The sequence below is a fragment of the Streptomyces sp. ISL-11 genome, assembly GCF_018614525.1.
Classification (GTDB): Bacteria; Actinomycetota; Actinomycetes; order Streptomycetales; family Streptomycetaceae; genus Streptomyces.
The window spans coordinates 1-17,113 of record NZ_JAGGOL010000028.1; the positions used below are offsets into that span (position 1 = coordinate 1).

Below are 17,113 nucleotides of genomic sequence, written 5' to 3' on the forward strand. Positions count from 1 at the left end.
GGCCTCTATGGCGCGGGCGTGCGCCGCGCAGGCGACGACCGCCGCGCCGCCGTCCGGCGCGAGGACGATGAGCCGCTCGCCGTCGGGGACGACCAGCACCGCCTCCGCCACCCGGCCCGCCGCGGTCTCGACCGCGTCCGCGAGCACCCCGAGCGGGTCCGGCGCGGCCGTGGGCTCGCCCGACGGCTCGGTGCCCTCCTCGCCGGACGGCGTGCCCGCGTCGGTCACCGCCTCCGCGACCAGCATCCGGAAGGGCGCGTCCAGCAGCCCGCCGTACAGATCGCCGGCGACGGCCCGCGCGTGGTCGGGCTCGCCGGCGAGCAGCATCCGCAGCACCGCCGCGCCCAGCCGCTGCTCGGCGGCCTGGAGGGCCCGGGAGCGCTCCGTGGTGAGGGTGAGCAGCGCGATCGCGGACTGGACGGCGTAGCGCTCGGCGGTGCCCAGCGGGGCGGCCGTGCCGACGGCCAGGACGCCGCGGGCGCGGCGTCCCGAGCCGAGAGACTGGAGCTCGACGCGGTCGGCGCCCTCCTCGGCGGGGTCGGTGCCGAGTACGGCGGTCGCGGGCGCGGGCCGTTCCCGCAGCCGTTCGACGTCCCGGGTCAGCCGGGCCGCGCGGCGAGCCGCCCAGTCGGGGGCGGCGGCCACGACAGCGCCCGACGCGTCGTACAGCGCGGCCCAGCCGTCGAGGTGCGCGGCGAGCCGGGACAGCAGGGCGGCGGGTCCCTCGGCGCCGACCGCGGCCCGCGTCAGCTCGCGCTGCGCCTCGAACCCGGCGGTCACCGCGCGGTACTGGTCGGCGGCGATGGCCGCCGAGACGGCCTTGCTGATGGCGAGGAACGGCGTGCGGCGGGGCACCTCCAGCAGCGGCAGCCCCTCGCCCTCGGCCGCCTCGACCAGGGCGCGCGGCACCTGCTCGTAGTTGACGCCGACGGCGAAGCCGAGCCCCACGACCCCGGCGCGGACCAGCCTGCGCACATACGCCCGCATCCCCTCCGGATCCTCCGCGTCGATCTTCATCGCGGTGATCAGGAGGAGCTCTCCGCCGTCCATCCAGGGCACGGGGTCGACCAGCTCGCTGACGTGCGCCCAGCGGACGGGCGTGTCCAGCCGGTCCTCCCCCGCGAGCACGGCGAGCTTGAGCGCGGAGTGGTGGACGAGTGAGGCGAGCGTGGGAGGCATGGCACCTTCGGGAGGGCGTCTTCGGGCGAGAAGAAGCAGGAGGGGCGGAAGGGTCGGGAGGCGACGACCGCGCCGTCCCGTATGAACGGCTGTTCCCGATTCTGCCTCAGTGGAGGAATCGCCGGGAACGCGAACGACACGGTCCGCCCCCGTTCACCGCAGGAGGTCGACCAGTACCGGCGGCGCGCTGGCGCCCCGTACGGACGTCACGGACAGCACCGCGTGCCCGGCGGGCACCGCGTGCGCCAGCTCCGAGGCGGACCAGCGCTCCCGCTCCACCGTGCGGACGGTCACCGACTGGGCGGTGACCGCCCGGCCCGTGACCAGCCGCCGGACGATGTGCGAGGCCCGCGTCAGCGGCTCGTGGGCGATGATCTGCCGGTCGGTGACGTCGCGGGTCTCGACCCACTCCTTGCCCCACACCTCCGCGAACCGCGCCCCGTCCCAGGTGGTCACCCCGGAGAACGCCATCCGGCAGCCGACGGAGCCCAGCAGCGCGCTGCGCAGCGTCTCGGGTGCGTCGTCGAGCGTACGGAGGGTGAGCACGGCCCCGGCGTGGGCCGAGCGCAGCCGCCCGAGGCCGCGGACGGTCTCGGGAGTGACGGCGTGGGTGGCGTCGTCCAGGACCAGGCAGGCGAACAGGGAGCGGTCGGCGCGGGCGACCGCGCACTCGGTGAACTGGGCCAGGACGAGCCGGGCCAGCATCCGCGACGCCTCCGCGTGGCCGCGTTCGGGCAGGTCGATCCGCACGCGCAGCGGGTGTTCGAGGGTGCGCAGCGAGAAGGTCCGGCCGGGCCGGGTGGTGTCGAAGAAGCGCGCGAAGGCGGGCCGGTCGAGGAGCGCGAGCCGGTCGGCGAGCAGGGGGCCGGCGTCGCCGGGGCGGTGCGCCTGCCGTTCGCGCGCGTCCAGTTCCCGGGCGAGCGCGTCGTGCCCGCCGGCCCGGAGGGCGTCGCGCAGCGCGGCGACGGCGGCGGCCGAGCCGTCGAGGAGCTCGCGCAGTTCGGGGACGGACGGGAAGCGGCCGTGGACCGCGTGGTACGGGCCGAGGACCTGGGCCAGCGCGGTCGTGGCCCGGCGGCCGCCCTCGCCGGGGAGGGCGGCGGTGAGGTCGCCGACGAGCCCCTCGGCGAGCACCGCGGCGGCCTCGTCGGGGTCGTCGGTGCCGCCGTACAGATCGAGGTCGTACGCGGAGTCCGGCCGCCCGATGCGCACCACGATGTCGAACGACTCGTCGGGGGCCAGGCCCGTGCCCGCCGCGCCGACGGCGACGACGGCCGCGCGCCCGGCGAGCGCCTGGAGGCACAGCGACTCCAGGACGGGCCGGACGAGCCGGTCGGTCTTCCCGCAGCCGGGCGGGCCGACGGCGAGCAGGGAGGTGCCCAGCAGGGCGGGGTCCAGCGCGTAGCCGGCGCCGCGGTGCTCGTAGGGGTTGCGCGTGTCGTCGGCGGCGGTGCCGATCCGCACCTGCCGGGTGACCAGGTCGTGCTGGGCGGCGCGTACGGGCAGGTCGCGGGCGCCGGAGGGGTGCGCGCAGGCGGCGGCGCCCTGGCGCAGCACGGTCTCGGTGAAGGAGGCGAGCCGGCCGGGCCGGGTCCGTACGGACTGCCAGGCGCGCTCGATCCGGGCGTGGTCGACGTCGTTCATCAGCCCGCCGCGGGCCTCGGCCGCCAGCCGTTCGGCGGCGTCGTGGGCACCGGCCGCGCGCAGCTGCGGCCAGTCGGCGGGGTCCTGGCCGGGGGCGGCGCCGGGCGCGGCGGCCGGGGCGGTGCCGTCGTCGTCCCACAAACGGCGCAGCAGGGGCGTGCCGTAGCGGCGCCAGACCTGGGGCCAGCGGCCGAGGCGGCCGAAGACGACGACGAGGGCGCCCAGCCAGAGGACGTAGTAGATGTAGACGGTCCACACGGCGGTCATGCCGCGGTGCCAGGAGTCGGGCGTCAGGGCCGACAGGGGCCACAGCCAGTAGGGGCCGAGGTAGCCGTTCCACAGCAGCGAGCCGATCAGCCAGCCGCAGAGCAGGGCGATGACGGCGCCGCTGAGCAGCTGCCGGCCGGGGAGCCGGCCGGGCTCCTCCGGCGGCTTGGGCCGGTGTCCGTACAGCCAGACGCCCGGGGCGGCGGCGGGGCGGGGAGTGCGCAGCCAGGTGAGGAAGGGTGACTGGCCGGCCCGCGCGGGCTGCCCGGCCGCCCGGTCATGGAGCTCCGGCGCCGGGGCGGGGCGGGGCACCGCGGGCGGCAGGGGCGGCAAGGGGGGCAGGGCGGGTAGCGGCCCCGCGGCGGCCTGGTGCGGCAGCCGGCCGTCCCGTGTGCCGGCGTCCCGTGTACCGGGAGAGTCGTATGCGCCCTCGGTGTCCATCGATGCCCCTTGCCCCCACCAGCCGTCGTGTCGCTGTCGCGTCTCGCGCCGCCGCTCAATGTAATGGCGGGAGCCCCGCCATGTCCGGTACGGACAAGGCGGCGCGCGCACTTCTCCCGAACGGAACATGCCCGAGGCCGGTGCGCCCACCTAGCCTGCGACTAAAAGTCCGCGATCTCCCCCCTGGAGCCCACTCATGACCGCACTGACCGGAGGACCGTCCCTCCCCCAGGAGCGCCGCGTCGTCACCGCGATCCCCGGCCCGAAGTCCCTTGAGCTCCAGGCCCGCCGGCTCCAGACCGTGGCCGGTGGCGTCGGTTCGGTGCTGCCGGTCTTCACCGTGCGCGCCGGCGGCGGCGTGATCGAGGACGTCGACGGCAACTCCCTCATCGACTTCGGCTCGGGCATCGCCGTGACCTCGGTGGGCTCCAGCGCGGAGGCCGTCGTGCGCCGCGCGGCCGCGCAGCTCGCCGACTTCACCCACACCTGCTTCATGGTGACCCCGTACGAGGGCTACGTGGAGGTCTGCGAGCAGCTCGCCGAGCTGACCCCGGGCGACCACGCCAAGAAGTCGGCGCTGTTCAACTCGGGCGCCGAGGCCGTCGAGAACGCGGTCAAGATCGCCCGCGCCCACACCAAGCGCCAGGCGGTCGTCGTCTTCGACCACGGCTACCACGGCCGCACCAACCTGACGATGGCGCTCACCGCCAAGAACATGCCGTACAAGCACGGCTTCGGCCCGTTCGCGCCCGAGGTCTACCGCGTGCCGGTGGCGTACGGCTACCGCTGGCCGACCGGCCCGGAGAACTGTGGCGCCGAGGCGTCCGCCCAGGCCATCGACCAGATCACCAAGCAGATCGGCGCGGAGAACGTCGCCGCGATCATCATCGAGCCGGTGCTCGGCGAGGGCGGCTTCATCGAGCCGGCCAAGGGCTTCCTGCCGGCGATCGCGCAGTTCGCGAAGGACAACGGCATCGTCTTCGTCGCGGACGAGATCCAGTCCGGCTTCTGCCGCACCGGCCAGTGGTTCGCGTGCGAGGACGAGGGCATCGTCCCGGACTTGATCACGACGGCCAAGGGCATCGCGGGCGGCATGCCGCTCGCCGCGGTCACCGGCCGCGCCGAGATCATGGACGCGGCGCACGCAGGCGGCCTCGGCGGCACGTACGGCGGCAACCCGGTGGCGTGCGCGGCGGCGCTCGGCTCCATCGAGACGATGCGCGAGATGGACCTGAACGGCAAGGCCAAGCGCATCGAGGAGGTCATGAAGGGCCGCCTCGCCGCGATCGCGGAGAAGTACGACATCATCGGTGACATCCGCGGCCGCGGCGCGATGATCGCGATCGAGCTGGTGGAGTCCGGCACCAAGACCCCGAACGCGGCGGCCGCCGGCGCCCTCGCCAAGGCGTGCCACGCGGAGGGCCTGATCGTCCTCACCTGCGGTACGTACGGCAACGTGCTGCGCTTCCTGCCGCCGCTGGTGATCGGCGAGGACCTGCTCAACGAGGGCCTGGACATCATCGAGGGCGCGTTCGCCCGCCTGTAACTGGCAGTAATGGCGGGATGGGGTGAAGAACCTGTGCGGGGCGGGTGGTGGACGGGTGATCCGGCTGTCCGGGACGCGCGACCTGCCGTACGGTTTCTGCAGATGAATGCAACACCCCGTCCGCAGGGGACTGCGGACACCGCCGCGCCGGCGCATCCCCAGTTCCGGCCCGGTCGTGCCATCGCGCACACCACTGGAGCCTTCGGCTCCGGACATCCTCACCGATCGGATGGCCGCCCGCCCCAAACCCCCCGGGGCGCGCGGCACCCCGGTCCCCACGGCGGCCCCGGAACTTCCCCCCCTGTTCCGGGGCCGCCGGCCTGTCCTCCGGCCCTTCGCGGCCTCTTCCCCGCCCTGTGCGCGCTGCTGCTGGCGCTCTTCTCCTGGCAGGTCGCCGCGCACGGGCCGGTGCGCGCCCTCGACGAGCGGCTCGGGCGCGCGGTGGCCGCCTCGGCGTTCCCCGGCGGCCTCGCCCAGTTCCTCTCCGACCTCGGCAACGCGACCGTCGCCGTGCCCGTCCTGGTGGCGGCCATGGCCGTGTCGGTGCTGCGGTCCCGCGCGCCCCGCCGGTGGCCGCCGGTGCTCGGCGCCGCGCTCGCGATGGCGGCGGTCCCCGCGCTGGTGGTCCCGCTCAAGTCCTGGATCGCCCGGCCCGGCCCGCCGGCGATGGCGGCGTCGGGCGCGCACGGCGGCTTCTTCCCCTCGGGCCACACGGCCACGGCGGCGGTCGCCTACGGCGCGGCGGCCCTGCTCGTGCTCCTCCCGGCCGGCGCTCCGCGCGGCCGCCGGGTGCTCACGGCCGCGTGCGTGGTGCTCAACGCGGGGGTGGGCATCGGGCTGGTCCGGCGGGGCTACCACTGGCCGCTGGACGTGCTCGGCGGCTGGTGCCTGTCCGGGGTGCTGCTGTGGGCGCTGGCGTCCGTGCTCACCCGCCCCGCCCGGGGCGGTCCTCGCCGGCCGGACCGGCGGCCGCCTCGTGCATCGACAGCTCCAGGGCCACCGGGTCCGTGAGCGTGCCCGTACCGTCGGGCGGCACGATCCAGCGGACGCCGCCGGAGGCGGGCCGGCCGGGGTGCGGGACCACGATCCAGGTGCCGGGCCCGGCGCCGCGCACCCCGCCGGCGAGCCAGCCGGCGACGGTTCCCGGAGGTACGAAGAAGCCCAGGCGGCCGCCGCCGAAGTCGGCGAGGACCGGGCCGATCCGGTCGGCGCGGCGGCCGAGGACGTCGAGGGCCGGGTAGCCGAGCCCGCTGGGGAGGATCAGGACGTCCCAGACCCGCCCGGCGGGCAGGAGCGACACCCCGAGGGGGTTGCGCTCCCACTCCCGGCGGCAGATCTCCGGGTCGGGCGCTGCCGAGGCCAGCCATTCCAGTGCGCTCCTCGTCCCCGCGTCGCCACTCATGCGATGCCTCCCTCTCCGTGTCCGCTTGCTCTGCGTACACGGAAGGGAGGGCACCGGCCGCGAATCATGACGCGGGTTTCGGGAGCTCGTGGCGCACGCCGTCGCCGGGCCCGGAAGCCGGCGTGCCCCGGAGTGCGTCAGCTGTCGAAGCCCATGCCGACCTTGTCCATGGCCTTGAGCCACAGGTTGCGGCGGCCGCCGTTCTCGTCGGCCCTGGTCATCGACCACTGCGTGATGCCGATGCCCAGGGACCGCACCGGCTCCGGCGGGAACGGCAGGGGCTTGGCCCGGACCATCTCCAGCTCGGTCCGCTCGGTGCGCTCCCCTGCGAGCAGGTCGAGCATGACGTCGGCGCCGAAGCGGCTCGCGCCGACGCCGAGCCCGGTGTAGCCGAGGGCGTAGGCGACGCGGCCGCCGTGCGCGGTGCCGAAGAACGCCGAGAAGCGCGCGCAGGTGTCGATGGCGCCGCCCCAGGAGTGGGTGAAGCGGATCCCTTCGAGCTGGGGGAAGCAGCGGAAGAAGTGCTCGGCGAGCTTGCGGTAGGTGGCCGGGTGGTGCTCGTACTCGGAGCGGACGCCGCCTCCGTAGTGGTGGACGATGTCGTAGCCGCCCCACAGGATCCGGTGGTCGGGCGTGATGCGGAAGTAGTGGAAGTGGTTCGCCGCGTCGCCGAGGCCCTGCCGCCCCTTCCAGCCGATGGCGGCGCGCTGCTCGGCGGTGAGCGGTTCGGTCATCAGCGCGTAGTCGTAGACCGGGGCGATGTACGGGCGTACCCGCTTGACCAGCGAGGGGAAGGCGTTGGTGCCGAGCGCGGCGTGGCGGGCGAAGACCCGGCCGTAGGGAGTGCGGACGGCGACGCCGGGGCCGCGCGAGGAGAGCTCGTCGCCGGGGGTGTGCTCGTAGATCCGCACGCCGAGCTCCAGACAGGCGCGCTTGAGGCCCCAGGCGAGCTTGGCGGGGTGCAGCATGGCGACGCCCGTGCGGTCCCAGAGGCCGGCCAGGAAGGTCGGGGAGTCGACCTCGGTGCGCAGGGCGTCGCGGTCGAGGTACTCGTAGTCGGGCAGCCCGAGGGCGGTGACCTCCGCCGCGGCCTCGCGGAGTTCGGTGACCTGGTGGGGGGCGGTGGCGATGTCGATCTCGCCGGTGCGCTCGAAGTCGCAGTCGATGCCGTGGCGGGCGAGGGCTGCCTCGATCTCGTCGAGGTTGCGGCGGCCGAGCCGCTCCAGGGTGGTGAGCTCGCCGGGCCAGCGGGACTGGCCGTTGGCCCAGCCGTGGGTGAGGGAGGAGGAGCAGAAGCCGCCGTTGCGGCCGGAGGCCGCCCAGGCGACCTCCTGGGCCTCGATGAGGACGACGTCGCGGGCGGGGTCGCGCTCCTTGGCGAGGAGCGCGGTCCACAGCCCGGAGTAGCCGCCGCCGACGACGAGCAGGTCGCAGCGCTCGTCACCGACAAGGGCGGGGAGTGCCTCCGGCCGGGAGGGGTCGTCGAGCCAGTAGGGCCGGGGGGCGGCGTCGGAGAGTGATTGTGCAGGGTTCATGGCACGAGGGGCCATGTTCTCAGCTCCTTTTACGGCGTCTCCCGGCCAGCTGACCGACGAGGACGCACAGCACGGCGACGGCGAACATCGCCGTTCCGATGACATTGATTTGAACGGGTGTGCCCCGTTGTGCGGATCCCCAGACGAACATGGGGAAGGTCACAGTGGAGCCGGCGTTGAAGTTCGTGATGATGAAGTCGTCGAAGGACAGGGCGAAGGAGAGCAGGGCGCCCGCCGCGATGCCGGGGGCGGCGATGGGGAGCGTGACCCGCAGGAAGGTCTGGAGCGGGGTGGCGTAGAGGTCCTGCGCGGCCTGTTCGAGCCGTGGGTCCATGGACATCACCCGTGCCTTGACCGCCGTCACCACGAAGCTGAGGCAGAACATGATGTGGGCGATGAGGATGGTCCAGAAGCCGAAGGTGACGCCCATGTTGAGGAACAGGGTGGCCAGCGACGCGGCCATGACGACCTCGGGCATGGCCATCGGCAGGAACAGCAGGGTGCTGACGGAGGACCGGGCGCGGAAGCGGTAGCGGGCGAGCGCGAAGGCGATCATCGTGCCGAGGGCGGTGGCCCCGATGGTCGCCCAGACGGCGATCTCCAGACTGAGCGAGAGCGAGCCGCACAGGTCGGCGACGCCGCAGGGGTCGGTCCAGGCGTCGGTGGAGAAGCGCTGCCACTCGTAGTTGAAGCGGCCGTTGGGCTTGTTGAAGGAGAACACCGTGACGACGGCGTTGGGCAGGATCAGATAGGCGAGCGTGGCCAGGCCCGCGATCACCACGAGGTTGCGGCGCAGCCAGCGGGTCGACGTGGTCATCAGACGAGGTCCTCCGTCCCGGACTTGCGGATGTAGACCGTGACCATGGCGAGGATGCCCGCCATGAGGATGAAGGACAGCGCGGCGGCGGTCGGGTAGTCCAGGACGCGCAGGAACTGGGACTGGATGACGTTGCCGATCATCTTCTGGTCGGTGGAGCCCAGCAGTTCGGCGTTGATGTAGTCGCCGGTGGCGGGGATGAAGGTGAGCAGGGTGCCGGCCACGACGCCGGGCATCGACAGCGGGAGGGTCACCTTGCGGAAGGTGGTCAGGGGGTGCGCGTAGAGGTCTCCGGCCGCTTCGTGGAGCCGGGGGTCGATGCGTTCGAGCGAGGTGTACAGCGGCAGGATCATGAAGGGCAGGAAGTTGTAGGTCAGGCCGCAGACGACGGCGAGCGGTGTCGCGAGGACGCGCTGCCCCTCGGTGATGCCGAGGGCGCTGGTGAGGTCGAGGACGTGCAGGGTGCCCAGGGCGGAGACGACGGGCCCGCCGTCGGAGAGGATCGTCTTCCAGGCCAGGGTGCGGATGAGGAAGCTGGTGAAGAACGGCGCGATGACCAGGATCATCAGCAGGTTGCGCCAGCGGCCGGCCCGGAAGGCGATCAGGTAGGCGAGCGGATAGCCGGCGGCGAGGCAGAGCACGGTGGCGGTGGCGGCGTAACCGACCGAGCGCAGGAACTGCGGGTAGTACTCGGTCAGGGCGTCCCAGTAGGTCGCGAAGTGCCAGGTGACCTCGAAGCCCTCTTCGAGGGAGCCGGTCTGTACGGACGTGGACGCCTGGTAGACCAGGGGCGCGGCGAAGAAGACGAGCAGCCAGAGGATGCCGGGCAGCAGCAGCCAGTAGGGGACGAGCTTCTTGCGGCGGGCGGCCGCGGGGAGGGCGGCGGGGGGCTTGTCGGTGTCGGTCGTCGTGAGGATCGCCATCAGGTCCCCTCCCCCGCGTCCGTGCCGGCCTCGACGCTCTGCGCGGCGTCCAGGCCGAAGCTGTGCCCGGGGTTCCAGTGCAGGACGACCTCGGCGCCGGGAACCAGGCGGCCGTCGCGTTCGACGTTCTGCTCGTAGACGGACAGGCCGGGGGCGGCGGGGCTGTCGACGAGGTACTGGGTGGAGACGCCGATGAAGCTCGACTCCGTGATGCGGCCGCGGACGCTGTTGCGGCCGTCGGGAACGGTGCCGGCGTCGTCGGCGTGGGTGAGGGTGATCTTCTCCGGGCGTATGCCGACCAAAAGCTTCTGCCCGCTCCGGGCGGTGGCGGTACATCGGGCCGAGGGCAGGGCGAGTTTCGTGTCCCCGGCACGCAGCAGGACGTCGTCGCCCGAGGCGTCCAGGACGTCGGCGGTGATGAGGTTGGAGGTGCCGAGGAAGTTGGCGACGAAGGTGGTGCGGGGCGTGTCGTAGAGGTCGGCGGGGGCGCCCAGCTGTTCGACCCGGCCGCCGTTCATGACCGCGACGGTGTCGGCCATGGTCATGGCCTCCTCCTGGTCGTGGGTGACGTGCACGAAGGTGATGCCGACCTCGGTCTGGATGCGCTTGAGCTCCAGCTGCATCTGGCGGCGCAGCTTGAGGTCGAGGGCGCCCAGCGGCTCGTCGAGGAGCAGCACCTGCGGGTGGTTGATCAGGGCACGGGCGACGGCGACGCGCTGCTGCTGGCCACCGGAGAGCTGGTGGGGCCTGCGGCGGGCGAAGTCGCCGAGCTGGACGAGGTCGAGCATGTCGCCGACCTGCTTCTTGACCGACTTCACGCCGCGGCGGCGGAGGCCGAAGGCGACGTTCTCGTAGATGTCGAGGTGGGGGAAGAGCGCGTAGCTCTGGAAGACCGTGTTGACGGGCCGCTTGTACGGCGGGAGGCCGGTGACGTCCTTGCCGGCGAGCTCGACGGTGCCGGTGGTGGGGTCCTCCAGGCCGGCGATCATGCGCAGGGTGGTGGTCTTGCCGCAGCCGGACGCGCCGAGGAGGGCGAAGAAGGAGCCCGCCGGGATGGCGAGGTCGAGGGGGTGCACGGCGGTGAAGGCGCCGTAGCGCTTGCTGATTCCGGCGAGGCGGACGTCCGTGCCGCTGCTGACGGTCGGGGCGGTAGCTGTCATGGGTGCAAGGTCCAGGGTCTCGGGGGCGGAGCGCGTACGGCACGTACAGCCGCGTACGTTCTCATATGTCCGGGGCGGGCCGCCGCGCCGGTGGCCCGTTCGGCGGTCAGGCGCCGGTGAGCTCGGAGAATTTTGCCTCGAACACCTGGTCCTCCGCGGCCGACAGGGAGCGGAAGGAGTGCGCCTTCGCCACCATGGCGTCGCTGGGGATGATCAAGCTGTTGTCGGCGAGCCCCTTGTCGATCTTCGCGAGCTCCTCGCGCAGGCCGGCCACGGGGCTGACGTAGTTGATGGCGGCGGCGAGCCGCGCGGCGACCTTGGGCTGGTAGTAGAAGTCGATGAGGCGTTCGGCGTTCTGCTTGTGGCGGGCGTTCTGCGGGACCAGGAGATTGTCGCTGGAGAGCATGTAGCCCGCGTCGGGGATCGCGTACTGGATGTCGGGGTTGTCGGCCTGGAGCTGGACGAGGTCGCCGGCCCAGGCGACGCAGGCGGCGATGTCGCCCTTGTTGAGGTCGCCGGTGTAGTCGTTGCCGGTGAAGCGCCGGATCTGCTTGCTGTCGACGGCCTTCTGGAGGCGGGCGATGGCGGCGGCGTAGTCGTCGGCGGTGACGTCCTCGGGTCGCTTGCCCATGTCGAGGAGGGTGAGTCCGACGGTGTCGCGCATCTCCGACAGCAGTCCGACGCGGCCCTTGAGCCGGGGGTCGTCCAGGAGCTGGGAGACGGAGTCGACGGTGCGGCCGCCGGTGGCCTTGCGGTTGTAGGCGATGACGGCGGGGATGCCGGTCCAGGGGTAGGAGTGGACGCGGCCCGGGTCCCAGTCGGGGCTGCGGAAGCCGGGGGCGAGGTTGGCGAAGGCGTGGGGCATCCGGGCGGCGTCGAGGCGCTGTGTCCAGCCGAGGCCGATCATGCGGCCGGCCATCCAGTCGGTGACACAGATCAGGTCGCGGCCGATGTCCTGGCCGGCGGCGAGCTGTTTGCTGACCTTGCCGAAGAATTCGACGTTGTCGTTGATGTCCTCGGTGTAGGCGACCTTGATACCGGTCTGCCGCCGGAATTCATCGAGAGTGGGGCGGCTCTTGTTGTCCTCGCCGAGATCGATGTATTCGGTCCAGTTGGAGAACGCGAGGGTCCGCTCGGTTTCGGAACGATCCTGCGAAGCGCTCTCCCCGCCGGTGCGGCGGGCGGGGGGAATGCCGCAGCCGGCGAGGGCGCCGAGGCCGAGCGCACCCGCCCCACCGGCGCGCAGCAGGGCTCGGCGGGTGAGCGTCGTCCGTGGCTGGTACCGCTCCATGCGAGGTGCCCTTTCCGTAGCTGCGAGGGGCTTTGAGCGGGGATCCTGACAGAAGCGACGGCCCTCAACAAGGGATTCCGTTGTTTCCTTTTGGTTACGCGACGGCTCACATCGGATCATGCGGGCGATCATGCACCTGTCAATCCTTGCCCCAGGGGCACGGCGGAGCCGGACCCGGGCCGGAATCAGTCCGCCGCGAAGACGGTGCGGTGCCACGCCTTCCGGGCGATCGCGGTGTTGTCGCTCATGACATGTTTGAGCTGCGTGTATTCCTCGAAGGAATAAGCCGACATGTCCTTTCCGTGACCGGACGCCTTGAATCCGCCGTGCGGCATCTCGCTGACGATCGGAATATGGTCGTTCACCCAGACGCAGCCGGCCTTGATTTCCCGGGTGGCGCGGCCCGTGCGGTAGACGTCGCGGCTCCACACGGACGCCGCGAGCCCGTAGGGCGTGTCGTTGGCGAGCGCGATGCCCTCGTCGTCGCCGTCGAAGGGCAGCACGACGAGGACCGGTCCGAAGATCTCGGCCTGGACGATCTCGCTGTCCTGCGCGGCACCGGTGACGAGCGTCGGCAGGTAGTACGCGCCCCGGGCGAGGTCGCCGCCGGGCGCCCGGCCGCCGGTGACGACGGTGGCGTACGCGCGCGCCCGCTCCACGAAACCGGCGACGCGGTCGCGCTGGGCGTGGGAGATGAGCGGCCCGAGGTCGGTGCGGGGGTCGAAGGGGTCGCCGAGGCGCACACCGGCCAGGAGGTCGGCGACGCCGGCGACGAACGCCTCGTACAGCGGCCGCTGCACGTACGCGCGCGTAGCGGCGGTGCAGTCCTGGCCGGTGTTGATGAGCGAGCCGGCGACCGCGCCGTGCACGGCGGCCTCCAGGTCGGCGTCGTCGAAGACGACGAAGGGCGCCTTGCCGCCGAGTTCGAGGTGGAGCCGCTTGACGGTGCGGGTGGCGATCTCGGCGACGCGCCTGCCGACGGGCGTGGAGCCGGTGAAGGAGGTCATGGCGACGGACGGGTGGCCGACGAGGTGTTCCCCGGCGTCCTGGCCGGCACCGCTGACCACGTTGACGACGCCGTCCGGTATCCCGGCGTCGGAGGCCGCCCGGGCGAACATCAGCGAGGTCAGCGGCGTCAGCTCGGCGGGCTTGAGGACAACGGTGTTGCCGGCGGCGATCGCCGGGAGGACCTTCCAGGCGGCCATCTGGAGCGGGTAGTTCCAGGGCGCGATCGAGCCGACGACGCCGATGGGCTCGCGGCGGACGTACGAGGTGTGGTCGGCGCTGTACTCGCCGGCGGACCGGCCCTCCAGGTGGCGGGCGGCACCCGCGAAGAAGGCGGTGTTGTCGACCGTGCCCGGCACGTCGAACTCGGTGGTCAGCCGGATGGGCTTGCCGCACTGCGCCGACTCGGCACGCGCGAGGTCCCCGGCCCGGTCGGCGAGTACGCCCGCGAAGCGGTGCATGGCGTCCGAGCGTTCGCCCGGTGTGGCCCGCGACCACTCGGGCAGGGCCCGCTCGGCGGCGGCGACAGCGGCGTCGACGTCGGCGGGGCCGGCCAGTTCGTAGCCGAGGAGCTCGTCCCCGGTGGCCGGGTCGATCACCGTGTGCTCGCGACCGGAGGTGCCGTGCCGCGGCCGGCCCCCGATGCACTGCGCACCCTCGGCGAACCGCTCTGTCGCATCGAACCGCTGGCTCATCGCACACTCCTCCGCCGATCGCGCATCGGATGCCGATCCTGACAGAGGAGATGGGTGTCGACAAGTGATTCCGTCGCGGCGATGTCACGCCGCAACGGATTCAGTGATGGAGCGGCCGACTCACAGACCGCCGATGCCGATCAGGCTCGCGAAGAAGGCGAACCACAGAACCGGGAGGACCAGGGCCACGACGCCGAGGACCACACCGGTGGTGGCGGCGCTGCGGTTGGTCGCCTCGCCCTTGGTCACCCTGGAGCGGCCGACGGCGCCGAAGATGATCGAGAGGATGCCCAGGATGATTCCGAAGAACCACAGGAAGACCAGCAGGCTGCACACCGCGCCGACGATGCCGCAGACCAGACCGGCCGTGCCCAGGCCGTTGTTGGGCTGCATCGGGGCCGCGTAGCCGCCCGGGGAACCGGGGTAGGGCTGCACCGGCGGGGCGGCCGGGTAGGCGGACTGGGGTGCCGGGTAGCCCTGGTTCGGGTAGCCGTAACCGGGCGGCTGCGGCGGCTGCTGGGGCTGCTGCGGCGAGCCATAAGGATTCTGCTGGTAATCAGACATAAAGGTTCTCCCCTCCGTTGAACTGCACCGGGCAATGCTATGGGGAAGGTTCGCCCGGAGCAGCCCGGTTCCGATGTCGGAGGCGATGTCAGAGGCGGATGCCAGAATGCCGGCATGACGATCAACGGGGACAAGGGCGCCGACGGACCGCGGTCGGTGGAGGAGCTGACGGCCGCCGTGGCTCGCGGCGAGCGCTTCACGTACGTGTATTTCTGGGGCCACCGGCCCCGCCCGGACGGCAGCGTGGGGGCGAGCTGCTTCAGCCAGTGGTGGCCGTCGCCGTTCACGGTGGACGGGACCGGCTACGCCACCGCCGAGCACTGGATGATGGCGGGCAAGGCCCGGCTGTTCGGCGACGAGGAGGCGGAGGCCCGGGTTCTCGCGGCCACGCACCCCAAGCAGGCCAAGGACGCGGGCCGGACCGTGCGCGGCTTCGACGAGGAGCGGTGGCGCCGCCACCGCTTCGGGCTCGTGGTCGAGGGCAGCGTCCACAAGTTCGCGCAGGACGCCGGACTGACCGCCTATCTGCTCGGCACGGGCGAACGGGTGCTGGTGGAGGCGAGCCCGCTGGACCGGATATGGGGCATAGGGCTGGCAGCCGACGACGAGCGGGCGCAGGACCCGGCGCGCTGGCGCGGGGAGAACCTGCTGGGCTTCGCGCTGATGGAGGCCCGTCAGCGGCTGGCGGCGCGGTCCACGACCAGCACCGGCGCCGACACGTAGGCGCCGTAGGTCGCGTCGGGGTCGTCCTCGGGAGTGGGTCCGTCGTCCGTGCTGTCGCCGACGTTGATGTAGACGAAGACCATCACCACGGAGAGGACCAGGGCCACACCGCCGAGTATCAGTCCCGTCAGGGCCTGTCCCTTGTTGGTGGCCCGGCCGCCGCTCGCCTTGGACCGGCCTATCGCCCCGAAGACGATCGCGAGGATGCCGAGAACGACACCGAGGACGACCGAGGGCGACAGGACCGTGCCGACGATGCCCAGCACGAGGGCGGCGATGCCCAGGCCGTTCTCGTCCGCCGGGCCGGCGCCCGGCATGCCCGGCCCGTAGGGGGCCGACGCCGGATAGCCGTAGGAGCCCGGCTCGTACGCCCGCGGCCCGTAGGCGACGGGGCCACCGTAGGGCGCCTGGCCGTACGGGACGGCGCCGTACGGGCCCTGGGCGTATGCGGCCTGTGCGTACGTGCCTTGGCCGTAGGGTCCGCCGCGGTACGCGCTCGGGGTGCCCGGACCGGTCGGCGCGGGCGGCACCGGCGGCACCTGGGAGGCCGGCGGCGCGGCGGCCACGGCCGGTGCGGCGTACGGCGCTTGTGCGGGGTGGGCCGGCACCGGGGGCCGGTCGGCGGTGCGCTGTCCGGGCACCTGCGCGGTGCCCGGCTTGTCGAGCGACACCTGCCGCTCCGGCGGAGCCCAGGGGTCGCGGTCCCGCTGCGGCGGCTGCTCGGCGGCGGCCTTGTCGGACATGGTCCTCCCCAGTCGTTACTCCGTCATGCTACGGCCTGAGCACAGCGGCCGTACCCGTCGCGCATACGATGATCCGGCCGTCGACCGAGCGCCCTGGAGGCCTGCATGTCCGTTCTCGACTCGTTCATCGCGGGGCTCCCCAAAGCGGAGCTGCATGTCCACCACGTCGGTTCGGCCTCACCGCGCATCGTCGCCGAGCTGGCCGCCCGGCACCCCGACTCGCCGGTGCCCACCGACCCCGAGGCCCTCGCCGACTTCTTCACCTTCCGCGACTTCGCGCACTTCGTCCAGGTCTACCTCTCGGTGGTCGACCTGATCCGCGACGCGGAGGACGTGCGGCTGCTGACGTACGAGGTCGCCCGTGACATGGCCCGGCAGAACATCCGCTACGCCGAGCTGACGGTCACTCCCTTCAGCTCGACCCGGCGCGGCATCCCCGACGCGGCGTTCGTGGAGGCCATCGAGGACGCCCGTAAGTCGGCGGCGACCGAGCTGGGCGTCGAGCTGCGCTGGTGCTTCGACATCCCGGGCGAGGCCGGTCTGGACGCCGCCGAGGAGACGACCCGGATCGCCTGCGAGCTCAAGCCGGAGGGCCTGGTCTCCTTCGGGCTCGGCGGCCCCGAGATCGGCGTGCCCCGGCCGCAGTTCAAGCCCTACTTCGACCGCGCCATCGCCGAGGGGCTGCACAGCGTCCCGCACGCCGGCGAGACGACCGGCCCGCAGACCATCTGGGACGCCCTGAACGACCTGCGCGCCGAGCGCATCGGGCACGGCACGAGCGCGGCACAGGACCCGAAGCTGCTGGCCCACCTCGCCGAGCACCGCATCCCGCTGGAGGTCTGCCCGACCTCCAACCTCGCCACCCGGGCCGTGGCCGACCTGGACGAGCACCCCGTCAAGGAGATGGTCGCGGCCGGCGTGCTGGTCACCATCAACAGCGACGACCCGCCGATGTTCGGCACCGACCTCAACCGCGAGTACGGGGTCGCCGCCCGCCTCCTGGAGCTCGACGCGAAGGGCGTCGCCGAGCTCGCGAAGAACGCCGTCGACGCCTCGTTCATGGACGGGGCCGGCAAGGCGGCGCTGCGCGCGGAGATCGACACCTACACCACGTCCTGGCGACCCTGACCGCGGACCGGTCGACGACGGGCGGGCGCGGCGGGCCGGCGGCGCGGGAG

15 protein-coding genes are annotated in these 17,113 nt (G+C 72.8%); 4 read left to right on the forward strand and 11 right to left on the reverse strand.

Translation table 11 applies throughout. The annotated features are described in order from the left end of the window. A partial coding sequence (locus J7E86_RS07565) for a PucR family transcriptional regulator ligand-binding domain-containing protein (RefSeq protein WP_215080748.1) occupies positions 1 to 1,179 on the reverse strand: 1,179 nt, incomplete at its 3' end. A 153-nt stretch (positions 1,180 to 1,332) separates the two neighbouring features. Then, positions 1,333 to 3,531: an ATP-binding protein gene (locus J7E86_RS07570; RefSeq protein WP_215080749.1), complete on the reverse strand. Its 2,199-nt coding sequence runs from the start codon at positions 3,529 to 3,531 to the stop codon at positions 1,333 to 1,335. A 196-nt stretch (positions 3,532 to 3,727) separates the two neighbouring features. Between J7E86_RS07570 and gabT the strand changes: the two genes are divergently transcribed. After that, entirely contained in the window at positions 3,728 to 5,077 is a 1,350-nt protein-coding gene (gene gabT / locus J7E86_RS07575) for a 4-aminobutyrate--2-oxoglutarate transaminase (RefSeq protein ID WP_215080750.1), read from the forward strand. 408 nt (positions 5,078 to 5,485) lie between these two features. Then, positions 5,486 to 6,088, forward strand: coding sequence for a phosphatase PAP2 family protein (locus tag J7E86_RS07580; RefSeq protein ID WP_308312509.1), 603 nt, complete (start codon positions 5,486 to 5,488; stop codon positions 6,086 to 6,088). Here the strand turns inward: J7E86_RS07580 and J7E86_RS07585 are convergent. The 8 genes from J7E86_RS07585 to J7E86_RS07620 all read right to left on the reverse strand — a co-directional run bounded on the left by J7E86_RS07585 (position 6,003) and on the right by J7E86_RS07620 (position 14,469). Continuing rightward, positions 6,003 to 6,479, reverse strand: a complete 477-nt coding sequence (locus J7E86_RS07585) for a bifunctional DNA primase/polymerase (protein ID WP_215080752.1) — start codon at positions 6,477 to 6,479, stop codon at positions 6,003 to 6,005. The two genes, J7E86_RS07580 and J7E86_RS07585, sit on opposite strands and share 86 nt — an antisense overlap. A 137-nt stretch (positions 6,480 to 6,616) precedes the next feature. Then, positions 6,617 to 8,014 carry an NAD(P)/FAD-dependent oxidoreductase gene (locus J7E86_RS07590; protein WP_374223774.1) on the reverse strand — a complete coding sequence of 466 codons (1,398 nt, stop codon included), beginning with the start codon at positions 8,012 to 8,014 and terminating at the stop codon, positions 6,617 to 6,619. Positions 8,015 to 8,033: 19 nt separating this feature from the next. Next, the gene (locus J7E86_RS07595) at positions 8,034 to 8,831 is read right to left on the reverse strand and encodes an ABC transporter permease (RefSeq protein WP_215080754.1); all 798 of its coding nucleotides are present in this window, start codon (positions 8,829 to 8,831) and stop codon (positions 8,034 to 8,036) included. After that, positions 8,831 to 9,754, reverse strand: a complete 924-nt coding sequence (locus J7E86_RS07600; protein WP_215080755.1) for an ABC transporter permease — start codon at positions 9,752 to 9,754, stop codon at positions 8,831 to 8,833. Before J7E86_RS07600 ends, J7E86_RS07595 begins: the two co-directional genes overlap by 1 nt. After that, complete coding sequence (locus J7E86_RS07605) at positions 9,754 to 10,914, reverse strand: ABC transporter ATP-binding protein (RefSeq protein ID WP_215080756.1); 1,161 nt, start codon at positions 10,912 to 10,914, stop codon at positions 9,754 to 9,756. The genes J7E86_RS07600 and J7E86_RS07605 overlap by 1 nt, the downstream gene beginning before the upstream one ends. A 106-nt stretch (positions 10,915 to 11,020) precedes the next feature. Then, positions 11,021 to 12,205 (reverse strand): spermidine/putrescine ABC transporter substrate-binding protein, encoded by a 1,185-nt coding sequence (locus J7E86_RS07610; protein WP_215080757.1) that lies wholly within the window; start codon positions 12,203 to 12,205, stop codon positions 11,021 to 11,023. Positions 12,206 to 12,390: 185 nt separating this feature from the next. Then, positions 12,391 to 13,905, reverse strand: coding sequence for a gamma-aminobutyraldehyde dehydrogenase (locus tag J7E86_RS07615; protein WP_215080758.1), 1,515 nt, complete (start codon positions 13,903 to 13,905; stop codon positions 12,391 to 12,393). Positions 13,906 to 14,025: 120 nt separating this feature from the next. Beyond that, entirely contained in the window at positions 14,026 to 14,469 is a 444-nt protein-coding gene (locus tag J7E86_RS07620) for a DUF4190 domain-containing protein (RefSeq protein ID WP_215080759.1), read from the reverse strand. Positions 14,470 to 14,583: 114 nt separating this feature from the next. Here J7E86_RS07620 and J7E86_RS07625 point away from each other — a divergent pair, with 114 nt between their 5' ends. Next, positions 14,584 to 15,192, forward strand: a complete 609-nt coding sequence (locus tag J7E86_RS07625) for an NADAR family protein (RefSeq protein WP_215080760.1) — start codon at positions 14,584 to 14,586, stop codon at positions 15,190 to 15,192. On the opposite strand, the gene J7E86_RS07630 is transcribed toward J7E86_RS07625, so the two are convergent. Continuing rightward, positions 15,144 to 15,935 (reverse strand): DUF4190 domain-containing protein, encoded by a 792-nt coding sequence (locus J7E86_RS07630; protein ID WP_215080761.1) that lies wholly within the window; start codon positions 15,933 to 15,935, stop codon positions 15,144 to 15,146. The genes J7E86_RS07625 and J7E86_RS07630 overlap by 49 nt on opposite strands. Positions 15,936 to 16,040: 105 nt before the next feature. Here J7E86_RS07630 and J7E86_RS07635 point away from each other — a divergent pair, with 105 nt between their 5' ends. Then, complete coding sequence (locus J7E86_RS07635; protein ID WP_215080762.1) at positions 16,041 to 17,063, forward strand: adenosine deaminase; 1,023 nt, start codon at positions 16,041 to 16,043, stop codon at positions 17,061 to 17,063. Positions 17,064 to 17,113 lie beyond the last annotated feature (50 nt).